The sequence below is a fragment of the Streptomyces sp. NPDC002018 genome, from assembly GCF_042890865.1.
GTDB lineage: Bacteria > Actinomycetota > Actinomycetes > Streptomycetales > Streptomycetaceae > Streptomyces.
Genome location: NZ_JBIASO010000013.1, coordinates 127,340 through 146,988 on the forward strand (window position 1 = coordinate 127,340; position 19,649 = coordinate 146,988).

The 19,649-nt window shown below is 71.3% G+C and carries 19 protein-coding genes and 1 pseudogene; 10 read left to right on the forward strand and 10 right to left on the reverse strand.

Annotated features, from left to right (window positions below):
• The first annotated feature begins 2 nt into the window (after positions 1 to 2).
• The gene (locus ACFYYH_RS22325) at positions 3 to 1,031 is read left to right on the forward strand and encodes a M56 family metallopeptidase (protein ID WP_388553711.1); all 1,029 of its coding nucleotides are present in this window, start codon (positions 3 to 5) and stop codon (positions 1,029 to 1,031) included.
• A 150-nt stretch (positions 1,032 to 1,181) separates the two neighbouring features.
• On the opposite strand, the gene ACFYYH_RS22330 is transcribed toward ACFYYH_RS22325, so the two are convergent.
• From ACFYYH_RS22330 to dhaK, 5 genes are all read right to left on the reverse strand, one after another.
• On the reverse strand, positions 1,182 to 2,726 hold the full coding sequence (locus ACFYYH_RS22330) for an SDR family oxidoreductase (RefSeq protein WP_388553714.1): 1,545 nt from the start codon (positions 2,724 to 2,726) through the stop codon (positions 1,182 to 1,184).
• Between the two features lie 203 nt (positions 2,727 to 2,929).
• On the reverse strand, positions 2,930 to 4,378 hold the full coding sequence (locus ACFYYH_RS22335) for an FAD-dependent oxidoreductase (protein ID WP_388553717.1): 1,449 nt from the start codon (positions 4,376 to 4,378) through the stop codon (positions 2,930 to 2,932).
• Positions 4,379 to 4,624: 246 nt separating this feature from the next.
• A complete protein-coding gene (locus ACFYYH_RS22340; protein WP_388553720.1) occupies positions 4,625 to 5,053 on the reverse strand; it encodes a PTS-dependent dihydroxyacetone kinase phosphotransferase subunit DhaM in 429 nt (142 codons plus the stop codon).
• A complete protein-coding gene (gene dhaL, locus ACFYYH_RS22345; protein WP_388554023.1) occupies positions 5,050 to 5,655 on the reverse strand; it encodes a dihydroxyacetone kinase subunit DhaL in 606 nt (201 codons plus the stop codon). The genes ACFYYH_RS22340 and dhaL overlap by 4 nt, the downstream gene beginning before the upstream one ends.
• 153 nt (positions 5,656 to 5,808) lie before the next feature.
• On the reverse strand, positions 5,809 to 6,801 hold the full coding sequence (gene dhaK / locus ACFYYH_RS22350) for a dihydroxyacetone kinase subunit DhaK (RefSeq protein ID WP_388553723.1): 993 nt from the start codon (positions 6,799 to 6,801) through the stop codon (positions 5,809 to 5,811).
• A gap of 631 nt (positions 6,802 to 7,432) precedes the next feature.
• Between dhaK and ACFYYH_RS22355 the strand changes: the two are divergent.
• Positions 7,433 to 7,578 (forward strand): annotated as a pseudogene (locus ACFYYH_RS22355) (pirin family protein); the annotation flags it as partial.
• 246 nt (positions 7,579 to 7,824) lie between these two features.
• On the opposite strand, the gene ACFYYH_RS22360 reads toward ACFYYH_RS22355, so the two are convergent.
• From ACFYYH_RS22360 to ACFYYH_RS22375, 4 genes are all read right to left on the reverse strand, one after another.
• Complete coding sequence (locus ACFYYH_RS22360; protein ID WP_388553725.1) at positions 7,825 to 8,250, reverse strand: hypothetical protein; 426 nt, start codon at positions 8,248 to 8,250, stop codon at positions 7,825 to 7,827.
• 121 nt (positions 8,251 to 8,371) lie between these two features.
• Complete coding sequence (locus ACFYYH_RS22365; RefSeq protein WP_388553728.1) at positions 8,372 to 8,827, reverse strand: hypothetical protein; 456 nt, start codon at positions 8,825 to 8,827, stop codon at positions 8,372 to 8,374.
• Between the two features lie 93 nt (positions 8,828 to 8,920).
• Complete coding sequence (locus tag ACFYYH_RS22370; protein ID WP_388553731.1) at positions 8,921 to 9,259, reverse strand: hypothetical protein; 339 nt, start codon at positions 9,257 to 9,259, stop codon at positions 8,921 to 8,923.
• Between the two features lie 164 nt (positions 9,260 to 9,423).
• A complete protein-coding gene (locus ACFYYH_RS22375) occupies positions 9,424 to 9,861 on the reverse strand; it encodes a hypothetical protein (RefSeq protein WP_388553734.1) in 438 nt (145 codons plus the stop codon).
• 246 nt (positions 9,862 to 10,107) lie between these two features.
• Between ACFYYH_RS22375 and ACFYYH_RS22380 the strand changes: the two genes are divergently transcribed.
• From ACFYYH_RS22380 to ACFYYH_RS22415, 8 genes are all read left to right on the forward strand, one after another.
• Positions 10,108 to 11,106, forward strand: coding sequence for a DUF5937 family protein (locus tag ACFYYH_RS22380; RefSeq protein WP_388553737.1), 999 nt, complete (start codon positions 10,108 to 10,110; stop codon positions 11,104 to 11,106).
• 346 nt (positions 11,107 to 11,452) lie between these two features.
• On the forward strand, positions 11,453 to 11,746 hold the full coding sequence (locus tag ACFYYH_RS22385; protein WP_388553740.1) for an Hsp70 family protein: 294 nt from the start codon (positions 11,453 to 11,455) through the stop codon (positions 11,744 to 11,746).
• The gene (locus ACFYYH_RS22390) at positions 11,637 to 11,960 is read left to right on the forward strand and encodes a hypothetical protein (protein WP_388554037.1); all 324 of its coding nucleotides are present in this window, start codon (positions 11,637 to 11,639) and stop codon (positions 11,958 to 11,960) included. The genes ACFYYH_RS22385 and ACFYYH_RS22390 overlap by 110 nt, the downstream gene beginning before the upstream one ends.
• A 432-nt stretch (positions 11,961 to 12,392) precedes the next feature.
• The gene (locus tag ACFYYH_RS22395) at positions 12,393 to 13,469 is read left to right on the forward strand and encodes an MBL fold metallo-hydrolase (RefSeq protein WP_388553742.1); all 1,077 of its coding nucleotides are present in this window, start codon (positions 12,393 to 12,395) and stop codon (positions 13,467 to 13,469) included.
• A 64-nt stretch (positions 13,470 to 13,533) separates the two neighbouring features.
• A complete protein-coding gene (locus ACFYYH_RS22400; RefSeq protein WP_388553745.1) occupies positions 13,534 to 14,343 on the forward strand; it encodes an alpha/beta hydrolase in 810 nt (269 codons plus the stop codon).
• Complete coding sequence (locus tag ACFYYH_RS22405; RefSeq protein ID WP_388553747.1) at positions 14,340 to 15,146, forward strand: SDR family NAD(P)-dependent oxidoreductase; 807 nt, start codon at positions 14,340 to 14,342, stop codon at positions 15,144 to 15,146. Before ACFYYH_RS22400 ends, ACFYYH_RS22405 begins: the two co-directional genes overlap by 4 nt.
• A 61-nt stretch (positions 15,147 to 15,207) precedes the next feature.
• Entirely contained in the window at positions 15,208 to 16,239 is a 1,032-nt protein-coding gene (locus ACFYYH_RS22410) for an alpha/beta fold hydrolase (RefSeq protein ID WP_388553749.1), read from the forward strand.
• A gap of 148 nt (positions 16,240 to 16,387) precedes the next feature.
• The gene (locus ACFYYH_RS22415; protein WP_388553751.1) at positions 16,388 to 16,645 is read left to right on the forward strand and encodes a hypothetical protein; all 258 of its coding nucleotides are present in this window, start codon (positions 16,388 to 16,390) and stop codon (positions 16,643 to 16,645) included.
• Between the two features lie 180 nt (positions 16,646 to 16,825).
• Here the strand turns inward: ACFYYH_RS22415 and ACFYYH_RS22420 are convergent, their stop codons facing one another.
• Positions 16,826 to 19,606, reverse strand: a complete 2,781-nt coding sequence (locus ACFYYH_RS22420) for an ATP-binding protein (RefSeq protein ID WP_388553753.1) — start codon at positions 19,604 to 19,606, stop codon at positions 16,826 to 16,828.
• Positions 19,607 to 19,649: the final 43 nt, after the last annotated feature.

Below are 19,649 nucleotides of genomic sequence, written 5' to 3' on the forward strand. Positions count from 1 at the left end.
GAGTGGGGGTGTTCGTCTTTCTGCCGCTCGTCCTGCCACTGACCGCGCTGCCCGTCGCGCGCCTGGCCGAGATCCATCTGCATCCCCGTATCGCCACCCGGCTGCTGTCCGCGCTGGCCGGGGTGCTGGCCCTGTGCAGCACGCTCTGCCTGGGACTGCTGGTGGTGGTCGGTACGGCGCAGCTCCCCGGCAACCCGCTGCCGGACGCCTGGTCGGACCCCGAGGTCCGCGAGGCCGTCCCGTATGACGAGATCGCGGGGAAGGCGGCCATCGTGGCCCTCACCGTGGTCACCGTCGGCTGCGCGGCGGCGGCCGGACGCCACCGGCGGGTGCGCCGCCGCGCTCACCGCGCCCTGGCCGGGCTCCCCGACGGTGAACTCGCCGTACTGGCCGACGAGGCGCCGTACGCCTACGCGCTGCCCGGTTCCACTCCGGCCCGGCTGCCGGGCGCCCGTATGCGTGCGCGTATCCGAACGCGTACCCGTGCGCGTGCCCGTGCCCGGATCCACGGGTGGGGGAGCCGGGGACAGGGGCGGGTCGTCGTGTCCACGGCCATGCTCGATTGTCTGGACACCCGCGAGCGCGCCGCACTGGTCGCCCATGAGCGGGCTCATCTCAGCGGGCACCACCACCGGTATCTGCTGGCCGTACGGCTGGCCGCACGGGCCAACCCACTGCTGCGCCCGCTGCGCGCCGCCGTCGCCTACACCGCCGAGCGGTGGGCGGACGAGGAGGCGGCCCGGGTGACCGGGGAACGTACGGTCGTCGCACGGGCCATCGGCAAGGCGGCCCTGGTCTCGCGGGGCACACCCACGCCGACACTGGCCGGTCTCGCCGCGCCCGGCCCGGTGCCCCGCCGGGTGGCGGCCCTGCTGGAACCCGCGCCCTCCGCCGTGAACTGGCCGTCGATGTCCCTCGCGGTGGGTCTGGCCGTCTGGACGGCCGCGGCCGGGACGCTCGGCTCGGCTCTCTCCTCGGCGAACGCCACGGTCACGCTCTTTCTCGTGCTGAAGGCCGCCACGCCCCTCTGATCCCGCCACGCCCCTCTGATCCCGCCACGCCCCTCTGGCACCGCAATGCCCCACTGATCCCGCCACACTCCTCTGATCCCGGCCGTCCCCTCCGGCCCCGGCCTCGGCCACGGCGGGGTGCGGAGGGGCAGAGGGGGGACGGTGTCAGGCTCAGGTCCGGGCCGGCTCCCCGGTCGCGGCGGCCCCTGCCGTGGCGACCGCCGGGGACTCGGCGGCGCGCGCGATATTGCGGGCCATCCCTCCGAAGACGACGGCGTGGAAGGGCGAGACACTCCACCAGTACGCCTGACCGAGCAGCCCCCGGGGATGGAACAGCGCCCGCTGCCGGAACACCGTACGGCCCTCGTCGTCCTCGTCCGCCCGCAGCTCCAGCCAGGCGAGCCCCGGCAGCCGCATCTCCGCGCGCAGCCGCAGCAGTCTGCCCGGCTCGATCTCCTCCACCCGCCAGAAGTCCAGCGAGTCACCGACCCGCAGCCGCTGCGCGTCCCGTCTGCCCCGGCGCAGCCCGACCCCGCCGATGAACCGGTCCAGCCAGCCCCGTACCGCCCAGGCCAGAGGCATCGAGTACCAGCCGTTGTCCCCGCCGATGCCCTCGATCACCCGCCACAGCGACTCGCGCGAGGCGTCCACGGTCAGTTCACGGCGGTCCGTGTAGAGGCTGCCGCCCGCCCAGTCGGGATCGGTGGGCAGCGGATCGCTGGGCGCGCCGGGAACCGAGGCCGACGACCATCGTGTCGTCACCTGGGCGTCCTGGATACGCCGCAGCGCCAGCTCGACCGCGCGGTCGAAGGTGATCGGGCCGCCCGGCGGATCGGGGACGTACCGGACGATGTTCCGTTCGTGGCAGACGACTTCATGCCGCAGGGACTCCGCCAGCGGCCGGGCGATGGTCCGGGGGACCGGCGTGACCAGCCCGATCCAGTGGCTCGACAGCCGGGGCGTCAGCACCGGCACCGGAACGATGAGCCGCCGCGGCAGCCCGGCCACCGCCGCGTAGCGCCGCATCATGTCCTGGTAGGTGAGCACCTCCGGGCCGCCGATGTCGAAGGCCCGGGAGACCTCGGCGGGCAGCCGCGCGGAGCCGACCAGATACCGCAGCACGTCCCGTACGGCGATCGGCTGGATCGAGGTGCTGACCCAGCTCGGTGTCACCATCACCGGCAGTCGCTCCGTGAGATAGCGCAGCATCTCGAAGGAGGCCGACCCCGACCCGATGATCACCGCGGCCCGCAGCGCCGCGGTCGGTACCCCCGAGCCGAGGAGGATACGGCCGACCTCGGCCCGCGAGCGGAGATGCGGCGACAGCTCACGCTCCGGGACGCCGACCGGGGTGAGCGCGCCCAGATAGACGATGCGCCGCACACCCGCCGCCTTCGCCCGCTCGGCGAAGATCAGGGCGGCACGGCGGTCCGTCGTGGCGAAGTCCCCTCCGCTGCCGAGCGCGTGGACCAGGTAGTACGCCACGTCGATGCCGTCCATGGCCGCCGCGACCGACCGGGCGTCGGTCATGTCACCGCGCACGATCTCCGTACGGCCCGCCCACGGATGGTCGCGCAGCTTGTCCGGCGTGCGGGCCAGACAGCGCACCGAGTGGCCCGCGTCCAGCAGTTCGGGCACCAGCCGGCCGCCGATGTATCCCGTCGCTCCCGTCACCAGACAGCGCAGTCCGCCGCCGGCCCCCATGTCCGATGTCATACGACGCTCCCTTCGAGACCCAATGCCGAGGCCGGGGCTCCCTGGCGGTACCCCTCACCGTGAGCCTGTCCCCGGAGCGCGCGATCGGCAACGCGAACACGGGCGTACGGGAACCCGCCGCCGCACACAAGGGACCCGAGCGCCCCTCCACCACACCCGGGAGGATGCGCGACTCCGTGTCCGGGACGCTCCGCCGCGCGTGGTCAGTCCGCGGCGCGCTCCCTCCGCAGGGGCGGCTCCAGGGGCGCCGGAGCGACAGGGCCGAACAGCGCCGCACGTGCGACACGCGGCGAGAACAGCACGGACACCGGCTCCATGAGCGAGCTGGCGGCGCGGAACGCCGCTCCGACGACCGGATCACCGGGCGCCCGCTCCACCACCCGGGCGAGGTACCAGGCCGCGGGCCGGTCCACCAGCCGTGTGCCCGCCGCGTCGCCCCGCGCGCCCGGCAGCACCTTGTCCGCCCCGGACGCGATGTCCCAGGCCTGCCGGGACGCCTTGAGCAACGCGCGCTGGACCCGGCGTGTCGTGGGTGTACGGGCGGGGTCGGCCAGCGTGTCGCGCAGCGCGACCGCACCGAGCGCGGCGACCGCCATGCCCTGCCCGTAGACCGGGTTGAAGGCGCACAGCGCGTCGCCCACGGCGAGGAAACCGGCCGGGCGCCTGCCCGGACGGTCGTACCGGCGCCGGACGTTGGCCGTCGCGCGGAAGGCGTGCACGGGGGACTCGGGCCGGGCCCGCGACAGCCAGTCGTGCAGCACCGGATGGGGGAGCCGTGCCGCGAACTCGGTGAACGCCTCCTCGTCGGAGGGCGGTTCGGTGCCGCGCAGTCCCGACAGCGTGACGAGATGCAGACCGCCCTCGACGGGCAGAGCCACCCCGCCGCGCGCCTCGCCGCTGCCGGGGATGAAGTAGTAGCCGAGGCAGTCCCCGTCGTCGGCGTCCTCGTCATCGCGCCGGTAGAGCCGGGTGGCGTAGGCGAGCCCGGTGTCGAGCGTCTCCTCGTGGGGCGGTTCCGCGCCGATCGAGGCCAGCCAGTCGGGGGCGCGGGAGCCACGGCCCGAGGCGTCCACGACCAGATCGGCGGCCAGGTGCCGTACGTCATGACGGCTTTCCGCCCCGCGCTCACGCACCTGTACGCCCCGGACCCGGGTGGAGTCGCCGAGCAGCCCCACCACCTCCGTACCCTCCAGCACCGTGATCCGGCCCTCGGCCAGGACCCGGCGCCGTACCAGCCACTCCAGCAACGGCCTGGTGCCGGTGAGGAGATGCGCGGTGGCGGCGGTGCGCCGGTAGTAGCGCCCGGACTGCCACTGCACGAGGTCGCCGGGCAGCCCCACCCGGGGCGCGCCGTGCTCGCGCAGTTCGGAGACGATGCCGGGGAGCAGCTCGTCCAGCGCCCGCTGGCCGCCCTCCAGCAGCACATGGGTGTGGCGGCTCTGCGGGACCCCGGCCCGAGGCTCGGGCCCCTCGGGGAGGCGGTCACGCTCGACGACGGTCACCCGGTCGGCGTGGGCGCCGAGCACATGCGCCGTCAGCAGAGCGGCGATGCTCCCGCCGATGATCACGGCGTGGCGGGCCCGGCGGTCGGGGGAGCGGTACGCGCCGTCCCCCTCCGCCCCATCGGTCTCCCCGTCCGCCGTGTGCACCATGCTCGTCCCTCCGGAGTCCTGTACCGACAACGGATCCGCGTTCCCGGCCGGATCCGTGAGGGTTCAGTATTCCCATGCGGCGATACGGGGAAAGACCGCGATTCCCACGCGGCGATACGCGGAATGACCGCGCGGTGATACGAGGATCGCGGCGGTCACGCGCCGTTCCCGCCGTGATCCGCGCCGTACGGGCCGTCTCCCGGCGCTGTCGCACCGCTCGGCGCTCCCTTCCCATCCTCCCTCCGCTCACTCCTTGTGGTACTGGTACGCCTCCCTGGCGGCGGCCTCCACCGCGTCCAGATCCCCGCCCGCCGAGGCGGTGACGAGCGCGGCCACCGCCCCCTCGACGAACGGAGCGTCCACCAGCCGTGTCCCGTCCGGGAGTTCGTCTCCCTCGGCGAGCATCGTCTTCACCGTCAACACGGCGCTGCCGAGATCCACCAGAATCGCTACGCCCGCACCCCGGTCCACCTGGGCGGCGGCCGCCGAGATCAGCTCCGAGCTGGTTCCGAGCCCTCCGTCCGGGGTTCCTCCGGCCGCCGCCACCGGCGCGGTCGCGCCCCCTCCCGTCAGCCCCCGGGCCATGGCGGCGACGGCCTCCGCCAGCGGTCCGCTGTGCGACACGAGCACGATGCCGACCGGCTGCCCGACGCTCACCGGCTGCCCGACGCTCATGGAGTCGCCTCCGCCGTGTCGGCGAGCGCGGCGACCAGCAGGGCGGAGGAGGTCGCCCCCGGATCCTGGTGCCCGATGCTCCGCTCGCCCAGATAGCTCGCCCTGCCCTTGCGCGCCTGGAGGGGTACGGTGGCGAGGGCGCCCTTCTCCGCCGCCTCCGCCGCCGCCCTGAACGAGGTGCCGAGCGCCTCGGCCGCCGGCTCCAGCGCGTCCAGCATGGTCTTGTCCCCGGCCTTCGCCCCGCCGAGCTGGGCCACGGCCGCCACCCCGGCGCGCAGCGCCTCGGTGAACTGCTCCGGTGTGACCTCGGCGGCGTCACCGAGCGCCTTGCCCGTACGCCGCAGCAGTGTTCCGTAGAGCGGCCCCGACGCGCCGCCCACCGTGGAGATGAGCTGCCGTCCCGCCAGGACCAGTACGGCCCCGGGGCCGGCCGGTGACTCCTTCCCCAGTTCGGTCATGACGGACCGGAAACCGCGCTGGAGATTGCTGCCGTGGTCGGCGTCACCGATCGCCGAGTCCAGCTCGGTGAGGCGGCCGGCCTCGCGCTCCACCGCGCCGGCGGCGGCGGTCAGCCAGCGGCGGAAGAAGTCGGTGTCGAGCATCCGGTCGGGTTTCTGAGCGGTCACGTGATCTCCCTCGCCCGTGAGTCGTGCCCTGCCGTCCCAGTTTCTGTGCCTGTCCTGCCGTGCGTGCCGACCTTGTCTCCCTCTTACTTCGCCGTGCGCTGTCCGCTGCCTCTTCGCCGTTCGCCGTTCTCAGCGGCCCCAGCGGAGCGCGGGGGTCTGCACCGGCGCGTCCCACAGGCGCAGCAGCTCCTCGTCCACCTGGCAGAGGGTCACGGAACAGCCCGCCATGTCGAGCGATGTCACATAGTTGCCGACGAGCGTACGGGCCACCGGGACACCGCGCTCGGTCAGCACCCGCTGCACCTCGGCGTTGAATCCGTACAGCTCCAGCAGCGGTGTGCCGCCCATGCCGTTCACCAGGACGATCACCGGTCCCGAGGGGCGCTGATCCTCCAGCACCGTGTGCACGGCGAAGTCGGCGATCTCGCGCGAGGTCATCATCGCGCGCCGCTCGCGGCCGGGCTCGCCATGGATGCCGATGCCCAGTTCCAGCTCGCCCTCCGGCAGGTCGAAGGTCGGACTGCCCTTGGCCGGTGTGGTGACGGAGCTGAGGGCGACACCGAAACTCCTCGAACGGTCGTTCACCCGCCGGGCGATCGCCTCGACCCGCTCCAGCGGCGCTCCCTCCTCGGCCGCCGCGCCCGCCAGCTTCTCGACGAACAGGGTCGCGCCCGTACCGCGCCGGCCCGCTGTGTAGAGGCTGTCCGTCACCGCCACATCATCGTTGACCAGGACTTTCGCGATCTGTACTCCCTCGTCCTCGGCCAGCTCCGCGGCCATATCGAAGTTCAGGACGTCGCCCGTGTAGTTCTTGACGATGAAGAGCACCCCCGCCCCACTGTCGACGGCGGCGGCGGCCCGCACCATCTGATCGGGCACGGGGGATGTGAACACCTCACCGGGGCAGGCCGCCGAGAGCATGCCGGGCCCGACGAACCCTCCGTGCAGCGGCTCGTGCCCGGACCCGCCCCCGGAGACCAGCCCGACCTTCCCGGCGACGGGCGCGTCCGCGCGTACCACCACCCGGTTGGCCACATCCACGGAAAGCTCCGGATGCGCCGCGGCCATCCCCCGCAGGGCGTCCGCCACCACGGTCTCCGGCACATTGATGAGCATCTTCATGGGCGTCTCCCGGGTAGGTTAGTAGCTATGCCTCTGACCATGGTTTTCGCAGGTCACACTGGCTGTGGCCACTCTGCGATCTTGGCGGTCCCCGGCGCTCCGAAGCGGCTTTCGGCGGTACTGACGCTGACCAGACGCTGACTTTCCTGACGCATGGTCAGCTCCTTGGGGCGCGGTGGAAGACGCTCCGCGACGGTCTGCCGCTCGATCCAGTATCGATCCAACTCCGCCACCCGGCACGGCCTACGGGAAACGAGTTTGTTCCCGGGGGACACGTACATCCGTTCGGGTGAAGGTGGGCTGCAATCGAAAAGGAGGGCTGCTGTTCAGGCCTGGGCGGTGCGGTCGGAAAGCTGCGGCTCGTCTGTGCGCCACCGACAGCCGGAGGCCCCCAGGAGCTTTCGGCGCGGACCGCCGGCGCGCTTCCACCGGGAGTTCTGTGGTCACCTGGGCCAGCCGATTCAGTTGCCTTGAGCGCCTCTCCCGGCATTGAGGCGCGGCTTCGCCGGCGTCGACCCTCGGCGACCACACTGAAAACCCTCTCCGAGCTGCTCAGACCGTGTCCTATGTGGTGAGTCGGGTGAGTCCCTGAAGAAGGTCCCATGCCGCGGGCCAACGTCTTGGTTGCCATGGTCGTACGCGGCAGGAGATCGAAGAGGCCCGCCAGGCCTGGACGGACGGCACGCGCTTCGGCGAGGTGGAGGGCTACAACGGCGCCCCCCTCCCCGCCCCCGACCTCCCCCGGTCCCGCTGAAACCACGGGGACGGGTGCGTTGAACTGGGCGGCGGTGTCGCGGCGGCCATGAGGCTGTCGGGCCGCCCCGTCCGGTGCGCGTCGTGGTGGTGCCGAAGGAGCGGAACGAGGGTGAGTGGCCTCGCCTTTCGTTCCCGGCTTGTTGTGAAGCGGACCGCAGGCGTTATCGGAGAAATCCGATAACGCCTTTCCGTCCTTCTCGGCGGCCAGGTGGGGGCCGGACTGCGTTTCCCACCAACTTGCGCGCCGTTCCCGGATTCGGTCGGAACTCAGTAGGCGAGGAAGCCTCCGACGCGGATGCCGTGCATCGACTCGGTGGATTGGATCTCGACCCGGAAGGTGGTGTTGTCGAGCACGTCCGAGGCGATCACCAGCCAGCCGTTGCCCCAGCGGTAGCTCTTCCAGCCGTTGCACTCGCCGGTCCGCACGAAGCAGACCCGCACCAGTGCGTTGAAGCTGGTGTTGCTCGTCTGGGCGACCTTGAAGTTGATGTCCCCGCAGCGCGGTGAAGTCGTGTAGTGCTCGGTTCTCGAAGGAAGGAGCGGGTTCGGGGAATCGGCCGTCGCGTACCAGATGGTCGCACCGTCGTAGCAGGCGGCGGCGTAGGCCGGTGACGCGGGGAGCAGTCCCAGGGGCAGCGCCAGCAGCGCTCCCAAGAGGGCGATGGACCACTTCTTACCGAGGCTTTTGATCATGGTGCTGCGTTCTCCGATCCTGTCGTCGTGCCGGTCCTTCCGGAGGTACTGGGACGTGAGGTGAAGACCTGAGGACCCAGTGGCAGGCGGTCGACCGCGGAGGCGGTGACTCGCCGCCCGTTCAGGTGTGGCATTCGCCGCTGATCGCCTTCCACCCCACGTACAACCTGCCCCGCGCGTTGATGTCGACCCTCGACCCCGTGCTGTCGGGTGTGTTGCTGGCCCAAGTCGCCTGACTGCCCTGGTAGATGACGAAGTTGCCGTCCTCCTGGTACACGGCTCGGTCACCGCGCCCCACCGTGTTCGAGGCCCAGCAGACGCGCCCGTCGGCCGCGTGGAGCACCAGGTTTCCGTCGTTCTGCATGACCAGCCGAACCGTCTCGTTGCCGAAGTCGGGAAGGGACCGCTCGATCCAGTCCCCCCGGTTGAGGTAGTTCTCCCAGTCGATCCCCCGCAGCAACTCGTTCCCCTTGGAACCGGCGTGGGCCGGTGTCGCGGCCATCACCGGCAGCAGTGCCGCCAGGGAGAGGACGAGGGCCCGGATCGCGACCGACTTGCTTCTGACGTGAGGCTTCACAGATGGTTCTCCGTCTCTGGTGTTCCGGCCCGGAAGCGGGCGGAGTCGAGGACTGCGCGGAACAGATGGACCATGTCTTGCTCGGCCGGCGGATCAGGGCCAGAGGAGGTATTCGCCGGCGACCCAGCCGGTGAGCTTGGTGCCGCCGTTGTAGCCGTATCCGCACACCCAGTAATGGCCTCCGGACTGCACACCCGAGGAGCTGAAGTAGAAGGCGGCTCCGCCGGCGAGCTGGCCGATCGCCGTGTTGCTCGTCGACGGTCCGGTGCGTACCTTCAGCCAGTCCACGCTCGTCAGGACATGTGTGTAGCTGCTCAGAGAGCCCGGGCAGGTGACAGCGCTGATCGTGCTTGCCGGGGTGGCGTGGGCGGCCGGCACGACGGCAAGCGAGAGCGCCGCGGCGGCGAGGGCGGCGGCGAGGGCTTTTCTCACGAGAACTCCTGGATGAGATCGGATGCGGGAACGTCACGGGGCCATGACGAGGTCCGTGTGAACGTACGAAGGTGTGCGTCAGGCGTCCGGGACCCACGGCGGTTGCGGTGCGGGCTCGTTGTGGGCGTTCCATGGATCGCGTGCGCCCGGTTTCCCACCGGGCGTCACCACCAGGCGGTGGCGTTGGTGGAGTTGCAGGTGGTGACGATCGTGGTCACGTAGCAGGCGCGGAAGGCAACGGCCGAGCTGGAACTGGTCCGGTAGCCGCTGGTGTAGTTGCGGGTGCCGGCGGACCGGATGTCGGCGTATTCCCAGATGCCGCCGCCGAGGGAGACCTCGAAGCGGATGTAGTCCGCCGAGCCGTAGTTGAGGATGCGCCCCCAGCCGTACTGCGTGCCATCGCACGTGCCGAAGCGGATCTGGACCTGGCGACCGCTCACGGTTCTCTCGGTCCCCGTGGCGACGTTGGCGCAGGAGTTCGGGTCGCTCCACCACTCGGGGGCGGCGGTCGCCGGGACTGCGGCGAGCATGGTCGTGGCCGCGGCAGCGGCGCACACCGCCGCGATGGAGCCCATGCGACGGGTTTTCGTCTGCTTTGCCATGGTGTCCTCCGCTTCGTGGAACTGACTGGTGTCGCCACGAGGCGGCGCGACGACATGGTCCTGAGCGTGTGGATGTGGTGGGCCGGTCCAGGGCGGGGGGCCCGCGTTGTGCCGAGATCATGATGGAATCCGCTTTCCTGGACTCGCAAGGTTGTTTAGTCTCTGCCAATAGAGGCTGGTCAGACGGGCGTGCGGCGCTTGGAAGCACACAGGGCCGTTCGGGGGGCGGGATCTGTGGGGCTCAGGGTGCATTTCACGGCGCAGGATCTGGCCCGGGTGCGGGTGGCCGGCGGACCGGACGTGATGTGGGAGATCGTGCTGAGCGCCGCTCAGCTCGCCGGTACCACCGGCCAGGCCGTGTTCGGCCCCTGGCGCGTCCACGCGCGGACAGGGCTGCGCCGTTTGCCCGCTTCTCACCGGCGGCTGATCCGCTACCTGGCGCCCCCGGTGGGGGACTTCCCCGATTTCCTCACTCCGCCCCAGGCGGCCCAGGGCCTGCCCGCCGGTATCGACGCGGTGCTGTCCTTGCGCCCGCAACGGATACGCCGGGATCTGGCGGTCCTACCCGACGCACCGCACTGGGCCCGCTCGTTGGCCGACGCGGACCCGACCGCGCTGGGCGAACTCGCGGACGCGCTGCACGGCTACCACCGTGCCGTCCTCACTCCCGTCTGGCAACGTCTGCACTCCGCGGTCGACGCCGAACGGGCCGTACGCGCGCGTGCCCTGCTCAACCATGGTGTGGACGGACTGCTCAACAGCCTCAGGCCCACCCTGCGTTGGTCGCCGCCGGTACTGGAAGCGGACTATCCCGTCGACCGCGACCTTCACCTGGCCGGGCGGGGCCTGCTCCTGGTGCCCTCGGTGTTCTGCTGGCGCACCCCGGTCACCTTCGTGGATCCCGGCCTGCCTCCGGTCCTGGTCTACCCCGTTAACCTGGAACCCGGCTGGGTCACCGACCCCGCCGCGCCCGCCGGCCGCGCGTCAGGCAACGAGGACCCACTCGCCCGCCTGCTGGGGGCCAGCAGGGCCGCCGTCCTGCGCCTGGTCGAAGACGGCTGTACCACCGGTGAACTCGCCCGGCGTACCGGTCTCTCCCAGCCCTCCGCGAGCCAGCACACCGCGGTTCTGCGCGAGGCGAACCTGATCACCACTGTCCGCCGGGGAAACGAAGTGATGCACACCCTCACCCCCCTGGGAACCGCGTTTCTCACCGCGAACCCCTCGTCGGCGAGCCCTCGCTAGGGCATGACCGTAAAGTGTGCCGGCCGTTGGTAAGTCGTGGTGAGGCGTCATGAGTCGAGTGATGAGTCGTGGACTGTGGTGGAGCGCGGTGGACGGGTCGTCGCCGGCGCCTTGGCCGTGGCGCTGTCACTGGGCCAGGACATGCACGGCAGCACACGGTGCTTTCGGTGATATGCCCGCTGACGATCCGTCGGTAACGGAAACGGGGCTTGGCCGGATCGGGGGCCGTGCCGAAGCGGCGAAGGGTCTTCGCCGAAACGAGCGGTCAACTGGCCCTGGAATGTGCATGATTGCGGCTGTCGGCAGTTCCGCACGCGTAAAGGGGGAATCAGCGGTGGCGCGAGTTATGGGCATCGACCTCTGGACGACGTACTGCGCCGTGGCGGTCGCCGACCGGTCGGGCAGCCCGTCCATCGTCCGCAACCGGGAAGGCGAGAACATCACTCCGTCGGTGGTGATGTTCCAGGGCGACACCGTCGTCGTCGGTTCCCAGGCGAAGCGGTCCGCCGGCCACGGCTCCCGACTACGTGGTGCAGTCTGTCAAGCGTTACATGGGGGAGGCCGACCCCATTTACCACTCGGAGTCCGGCACGCCGTACCGGCCTGTGGAGATCGCCGCTCTGCTGCTCGAACGCCTTGAGGAGGACGCCGAGATGATGCTCGGCGAGCCCGTCGAGCAGGCCGTGCCGCCCGATTCGGCCTGCTCCTCGGCGCGCCTGGCTTCCAGCCAGGCGGCCTTGTCCGGCCGAAGCCGGCCGCGTTCGGGCCGCCGCGGTGTGCACGAGCGCGACCACCGCTCAGATGCCGGCGGCCCGCCAGCGCTCCGAGTAGGCGGGCTTCGTGGCTTGCCGTAATGCGGCAGCCACCTCGCCCACGATCCGCCGGACGCACCCGAGGTGAGCTGGGGCCAGGTCATGAGCACCCAAGGCCCGTGCCGACCTCGAAGGTCCACTGCCTGCGACGCGAGGATCGCCCTGGGGCGCGCCCGGCTGTGCGACCCGGCCGATCAGCTCTTCCGGGAGGGCTTCGGACCGGCTTCGCACCGGGGCCGACCCCAGCCGTGCCACGCGACCGCGGCGTACCAGGACAGGGGTCCTACCCCGGTTCGAACGGACCGGGTCGGCTGCTGTCCTGTTGGCAGCCGAGTGGAACGCCGATGGATGCCCGTCATGGGCCTCACCGCGGCGTGGCCCGCGGTGGCCGCGATCGTGCCCGGCACGGCGGACGGTCCGCCGCGAGCGCCTGAACCCCTCGGCGCCGCGTCTTCGATCCGGAAAGGCAAGTCCATGAAACCGATGCCCTGGAACGCCGCCACGGCGTACCGCCGGACCCTGCTGCGCACGGCGGCCGCGCTGCCCTTCGCAGCCGTCGTCGGCGCTGCCCTGGAGGGCACCGCCGTCGCGAGCGACACCCCCGGCCTTCCCGACTTCGCACCGGTCCCGGCCGCAGCGATCGGGCCGGAGCTCAACGACTCGGGGTACTTCGTCGGCCGGATCGGCGGAAACCTCCACTGGGTCACCGACGGCTTCTACCAGGCGATGTTCCTCAGCACCCGGGACGGCGTCGTCCTGGTCGACGCGCCGCCGACGATCGGGCACAACCTTCTGCGGGCGATCGCCGAGGTGACGCGGGCCAACGGCCGTCCGGCGAAGGTCACGCACCTGGTGTACTCGCACTCGCACGCCGACCACATCGGGGCCTCGTCGGTCTTCGGCAAGGACGTAGTGCGTATCGGCCATGCCGAGTGCCGGCGCCTGCTGCGGCGCGACAACGACCCGAACCGTCCGGCGCCGAGCGTCACCTTCGAGGACCGCTACACGCTCCATGTCGGCGGTGAGCGCCTGGAGCTTGCCTACCACGGCCCCAACCACAGCCCGGACAACATCTTCATCCATGCCCCGGAACACAAGACCCTGATGGTCGTCGACGTTCTGTACCCGGGCTGGGTGCCGTTCAAGAACCTCGCGGTCTCCCAGGACATCCCGGCCTGGCTCCGGGCGCAGGACATCGCCATGGGGTACCCGTGGCGGACCCTCGTCGGCGGCCATCTCGGCCGCCTCGGTGTGCGCGCGGACGGCGACCTCCAGCGTGCCTACATGGCCGATCTCGAAGCCTCCACGCGGGCGTCGATGAACCTGGACCCCACGCCCTACTTCGAGAAGTACAGCCCGCAGGGCAACTCGTGGGCGATCTTCAAGACGTACCTCGACGCGGTGGCGGCCCAGGCCGCCGCGCCGGTCGTCGCCAAGTACACCGGGGTCCTCGCCGCCGCCGACGTGTTCACCCTCGACAACGCGGCGGCCTTGGCCGAGTCCTTCCGCATCGACACCGGGCTGCTCGGCCCGTTCGGCATCCACCCCTGACGCCCGCACCGACATCGACGAACCCGCGTCTGCGGATTCCGCTCCAGAGAAAGGCCCCATCGTCATGACCAGCCCGATCCCGGTCCTCTTCATCCACGGCCTGTGGCTGCACAGCACGTCCTGGCAGCCGTGGGTCGACCTGTTCCGCAAGGAGGGCTACGCTCCGTCCGCGCCGGGCTGGCCCGGCGATCCCGACACCGTGGAGGAGGCGCGGCAGAACCCGGAGAGCATCGCCGACCACGGCATCGACGACGTCGTCGAGCACTACGCGGCGATCATCCACGGCATGGAGACGCCGCCGGTCCTCGTCGGCCACTCCTTCGGCGGCATGATCGCCCAGAAGCTGCTCGGCCAGGACCTGGCCGCGGCCGCCGTGGCGATCGACGCGGCACAGATCAAGGGGGTCCTGCCGCTGCCGCTGTCCGCGCTGCGGGCGACGCTGCCGGTGTTCAGGAACCCGGCGAACAAGCACCGCGCCGTGTCCCTGACCGCCGAGCAGTTCCGCTTCGCGTTCGGCAACGCCCTGACCGAGGAGGAGTCCGACGCGCTGTACGGGCAGTGGACCATCCCGGCGCCCGGCAAGCCGCTGTTCGAGGCCGCCGCGGCGAACTTCAACCCCCACTCGCCGGCGAAGGTCGACACCGCGAACTCCGGGCGTGGTCCGATGCTGCTGATGTCCGGCGGTAAGGACCACACCGTCCCCGAGGCCGTCACCCGTGCCACGCTCAAGCAGTACCGGCACTCGCAGGCCGTCACCGAGTTCGTGAGCTTCCCCGACCGCGGGCACTCGCTCACGATCGACGCCGGCTGGCGCGAGGTCGCGGACGCGGCGCTGGCCTGGCTTCGGCGGCAGAGCCTGGAGACCTCCCGGTGACCGCTCCCGCCTTCGACCTGGGCCTGGCCGGTCAACGGGCCGTGGTCACCGGCGCCGGCCGCGGTATCGGCCTGGCGGTCACCGAGGGCCTCCTGGCGGCCGGGGCCCGTGTCGTCGCCGGGACCAGGAAACGTACCGAGGAACTCGACGACCTGGTCAAGGGGGGCGCTGAGCTGACCGTTGTGGAGGTCGACCTGGCCACCCCCGACGGTCCGGGCGCGCTCGTGGCCGCGGCGGCCGGGCTGTACGGCGGGCTCGACGTCCTGGTGAACAACGTCGGCGCGGTGCGGCCGCGGGTTGACGGCTTCCTGGCCACGACCGACGCTGACTGGGACTGGACGTTCACGGTCAACGTGATGGCCGCCGTCAGGGCCACCCGCAGCGCGCTGCCGCACCTGATCGCGTCCGGCGACGGCCGGATCGTCACCGTCTCCTCCGTCAACGCCCGGCTTCCCGACCCGCTGGTCATCGACTACAGCGCCGCGAAGGCGGCCCTCTCCAACTTCTGCAAGGCGCTGTCCAAGCAGGTGGGACCGCAGGGCGTGCGTGTCAATTCGGTGAGTCCGGGCCCGGTCGAGACCGCGCTGTGGAAGGGCGCGGACGGGGTGGCCGCGACCGTGGGTGCCGGTCTGGGTCTCGATCCGGGCACCGTCGCCGAGACCGCCGCGGCCGATGCTGTCACCGGCCGTTTCACCCTGCCCTCCGAAGTGGCCGACCTGGTCGTGTTCCTGGCCGGGCGGTGTTCGGGCAACGTCACGGGCGCCGACTTCGCCGTCGACGGAGGCATGACCGACACGCTCTGATCCCGTGCGCCGTCGCTGCTCGCCGACGTTCCGTCATCCACCACCCGTCCAGGAGTACCGAATGAGATTCCCCCTGTCCGGACACCGCCGCCTGCTCGGCGTGGTCCTCGCCGTGGCCGTCGCCGTGGGCGCGACCACGATCACCGCGACCGTGACCTCGGCAACCCCCGTAACACCCGTAACGCACGCAACTCACGCGGCCCCCGCGTCCGTCCCATCCGCCGGCGAGAAGATGCCCGCGGGGTTCAGCGAGCACAAGACCCACGTCGCCGGCATCGGTCTGAACTATGTCATCGGCGGCCACGGACCGACGCTGCTGCTCATCCACGGCTACCCGCAGACCTGGTACGAGTGGCACGACATCATGCCCGCACTCGCGAAGCACTACACGGTCATCGCCCCCGACCTGCCCGGCGCCGGACAGAGCGACGCCCCGCCCTCCGGCTACGACAAGAAGACGATGGCCGCAAAGCTGCACGCGCTGCTGGCGTCGCTCGGCAAGGACGCCGACGTGCGGATCGTCGGCCACGACATCGGCTCGATGGTCGCCTACTCCTACGCCGCCCAGTACCCGGCCACCGTCACCAAGCTCGTCCTGAGTGAGGCGCCGATCCCGGACCTGGACATCTACAAGATCCCCTCGCTGACCGAACAGGGCCCCGGCGTGTGGAACTTCGGGTTCTTCGCCCTGACCAACGGCCTGCCGGAGAACATGATCAAGGGCCGCGAGGTCGCCTGGACCGCCGGCTTCATCAGCGGGTACGAGGGGGTCCAGGGCGCGGTGAGCCCGGCAGACATCCGGGTGTTCGCCCATTACCTGCGCGACCCCGCGCACCTGGCTGCGAGCCTGGCCTGGTTCCGCGTCTTCCCGCAGGACATCCGCGACAACGAGCGGTTCCGGGAGACCCCGCTGCGGATGCCGGTGCTGGCCATCGGCGCCTCGGGCAGCCTCGCCGGCGCGGTGGGGGAGCAGGCCGCGCGGTACGCCTCGGACGTCACCGGGGTGACCGTTCCGGACTCCGGCCACTGGATCTACGAAGAACACCCCGAGGAGCTGACCGCCATGCTGCTCGGCTTCCTCGGCCGCCCCTGAACCGCCGGCGCTGAGGCCGGTGACCTCCCCGCCGGCCTTCGACATGACGGCCGTCGTGGGCTCGGCGGAGGCCTTCCGTCCGCGTGTCACCGGACCACCGCCGACGCTGTGACCGGCCCCCGGGGCCCCGAGCCTGAAGGAAGCCGACATGACGTACACCCGGCCCCTCCCGTCCGGCCGAGCCCCGCTGCGGCGCAAGAGCGTCGTGATCCCCGCGCTGGTGGCCGCGGCTGCCGCCACCGCGAGAACAGCCAGGCCGACGATCGTCCTGGTGCACGGCGCCTTCGCCGACTCCTCCAGCCGGGACGGCGTCGTCGCCCGGCTGGAGCGCGAGGGCTACCCCGTCCTCGGCCTGGCGAACCCGCCGAGCGGGCCATGGCCCGGCGCGCCCACGCGCGCACGGTGACCGTCCCGGGCGCCTCGCACGCCGTGCCGGTCTCCCACCCGGGAGCCGTCGCGGACCTCGTCGAGGCGGCGGCGCGGGCCACCGTCTGAGCCGTCGACCACCGATCGGCGGGACCGTGCGGCCACACCGCTCCCGCCGGCTTCGTCCGGAAGGAGAACGACCCCCGCCCGAGCAGTGGCGTCAACTGACCGAAGACGGCCGCGGCGAGGACTGATCGCTGTGGGCGGCCAGGGCGGCAGCCAGCTGATTGCGGGAGGCGATGCCGAGTTTCGGGAACATCCGGTACAGGTGCGAGCTGACCGTCCGGTGCGACAGGAACAGGCGCTGTCCTATCTCGCGGTTGGACAACCCCTGCGCGGCCAACTCGGCGATCTGGGTCTCCTGCGGCGAAAGCAGCTCGCGCGGGCTCGACGTCGGCTGCCATCCGCGTTCGCCCGTCGCACGGAGCTCCTGGTCGGCCCGCCGCGCCCAGGTGCGAGTACCCACGGCGTCGAACGTGGCCCTCGCCGCCCGCAGCGGTCCACGGGACTCGACGACGCGCCGCTGCCGCCGCAGCCACGAGCCGTAAGCCAGCTCGACGCGGGCCCGATGCCAGGGCAGCTCGCGAGCCGCGCCAGCCATGGCCGCCTGGAAGAGCGACTCGGCCGAGGCGCGGTCGGCCAGCACCGCTCTCGAGTACTCCAGGGCGATGGCCGAGCCCGTGGGAGGGCAGGCACCCGCGATCTGTTCGACGGAGGCCAACACTGATCTCGCCTCGGCCCGGTGATTGGCGCGGACGGCGGCGTCGGCCAAGTAACTGAGTGTCCAAACCTGCTGCATCCGCTGGAACGCGGGATCGGCGGGCGCGAACACCCGGCGAAGCTCGCCGTACGCCTGCTCGTGCCGGTTCGCACCCAACTCGGAGACGCCACGGGTCAGTTGCACACCGGCCAGAAGGGACGACGCGGCATTCGGGGTCCGCAGCGCCACCTGCTCGGCGTGCGACAGCAGATCATGGCGAGTGTCCCGGTCTCCGCGGACCGCATCGATCAACGCCACGGCGATGCGTGCGGTGGCGGCCCACAGCGACTGACCCGTCTCGTCCGCGAGTCGCATGGCCTCGTCGGCCGAGCGGGCCGCGTCAAAGACCCCCAGGTAGACCTCGGCCCATGCCCGAATCGCCAGCGCCTCGGCAAGCAGGCTCATGCGGCCCTGCGCGCGGAGCTCCTGGACGGGCGTGGACAGGAAGGCGACGGCATGGCGGAAATCGCCGGTGCAGAACGCGGCGATGCCCAGCAGGCCCGCCAGATCCGGTCGTCCGCCGGCGTCCGCCGACCACCGCGCGAGCTGTTCGACGACCACCGGCCTCTGCTCGTCGGACTGGGCAAGGGCGTAAATGGCCAGCAGCCCGGGGTCGTGGGCCGGCAGGCTCACCTGCTGGGCGGCCCGGACGATCTCGTGCCGCACCGTCGCACCGGGATCGCGCCACCACACCCTCCGGGCCGCGCCGACCAGCAACTGCATGGCGAGGTCGACGTCCTGTGCGCCGATGGCGTGCTGCGCCAGGCCGACCAGGTGACGTACTTCCGCGGGCTCACCCGTGGAGCCGTCGTGGAAGACGCCTTCGAGCGCGGCCAGCCTCGACTGGTCCCGGTGCCGGAGCGTCATCCCCGTGACCTGCGCCTTGATCTGCTCGACCTGGCGGAACCGGCCGAGCTGATAACCGAGTTCCGCGGCGCTGAGCAGACGGGCGGCCTGTGACCGCGGGTCCGGACTCAGCGCGGCCGCTCGCTCAAGCCACGCGGTGGCCGAGGCGACCGCACCACGGCGCTGGGCGTTCTCGGCCGCCCGTTCCAACTCGGCCGCGAAGTGTTCATCGCGTCCTGACACCGAGGAGGCCCGGTGCCATGTCGCGCGGTCCGGCTGATCGGCCAGGACGCGCGCCAGCGCCGCGTGCGCCCGCAGACGTGTGGCCGGCGGCATGCCCTGCCGCAGGGCAGAACCGACCAGCGGGTGGGCGATCCGGTACCGCTCGCCGAGCAAGGTCAAGAGCCCCTGCTCGAACGCGGGCTGCGCCATGACGAGGTCGACCGGCGAACCGAACAGGATCCCCGCGGCCGCGAGGACATCGTTGAGGTCGTCGCCGTCGTCGACCGCGGCTATGGTCAGAACCGCGCGCACGGCCGGGGCGAGGTGCTCGGCATGCCGGGCGAACGTGCGTTCCAGGCGTGTGGTCATGGGCAGGTCCTGGTCGAACTCGGTCCACGTGTACCGACCCGACGCCAACGCACTGGCGAACTCGATCAAGGCGAGCGGATTGCCACGGGCTTCCCGCAGTACGCGATCGCGAACGGTCGGGACGAGCTGTGGCGCCCGCGCGTCCAGCAACGCGGCCGACGCGGCCTCGTCGATGCCTTCCAGCTCCACCCACTCGGTCGTGTGGGCATCGGCGAACGGTAGCGACTCGGGCCGCGATGTGCACAGTACGATCACCCGCTCACCGGCGATGCGACGGCTGACAAAGGCCAGCACGTCGATCGACGGCTGGTCCATCCAATGGAGGTCGTCGAGACACGCGAGGACCGGCATGTGTTCCGCCGAGTCGACGAGCAGCTCCAGAACGGCCAAGGACGTGAAGAACGGCCGCACCTCGATCGAATCGCTCATCGCGAAGCAGGCGAGGAGGGCGTCGCGCTGCACGGCCGGAAGACGGTCGACGCGGGGCAGCAGGGGCCGCAGCAGCTGATGGAGGCCGGCGAACGGGAGGCGCGTCTCGGACTGACTGCCCCGCGCGGTGAGCACGGTGAATCCGGCAGACCGCGCGTGCTCCACGACCTCTGCCAGCAGAGCACTCTTGCCGACCCCGGGTTCTCCGAACAGCCCGATCGCGCGCCCCCTGGAATCGACCTCGTTCAGGTACCCGAACAGGGATCGCAGCTCGTCGTCGCGCCCGACGAGACGCCGGCCGTTGGTCGTACTCACCCGACGATCATTCGATCGACAGCGCCCGCTGTCCACCATGGGC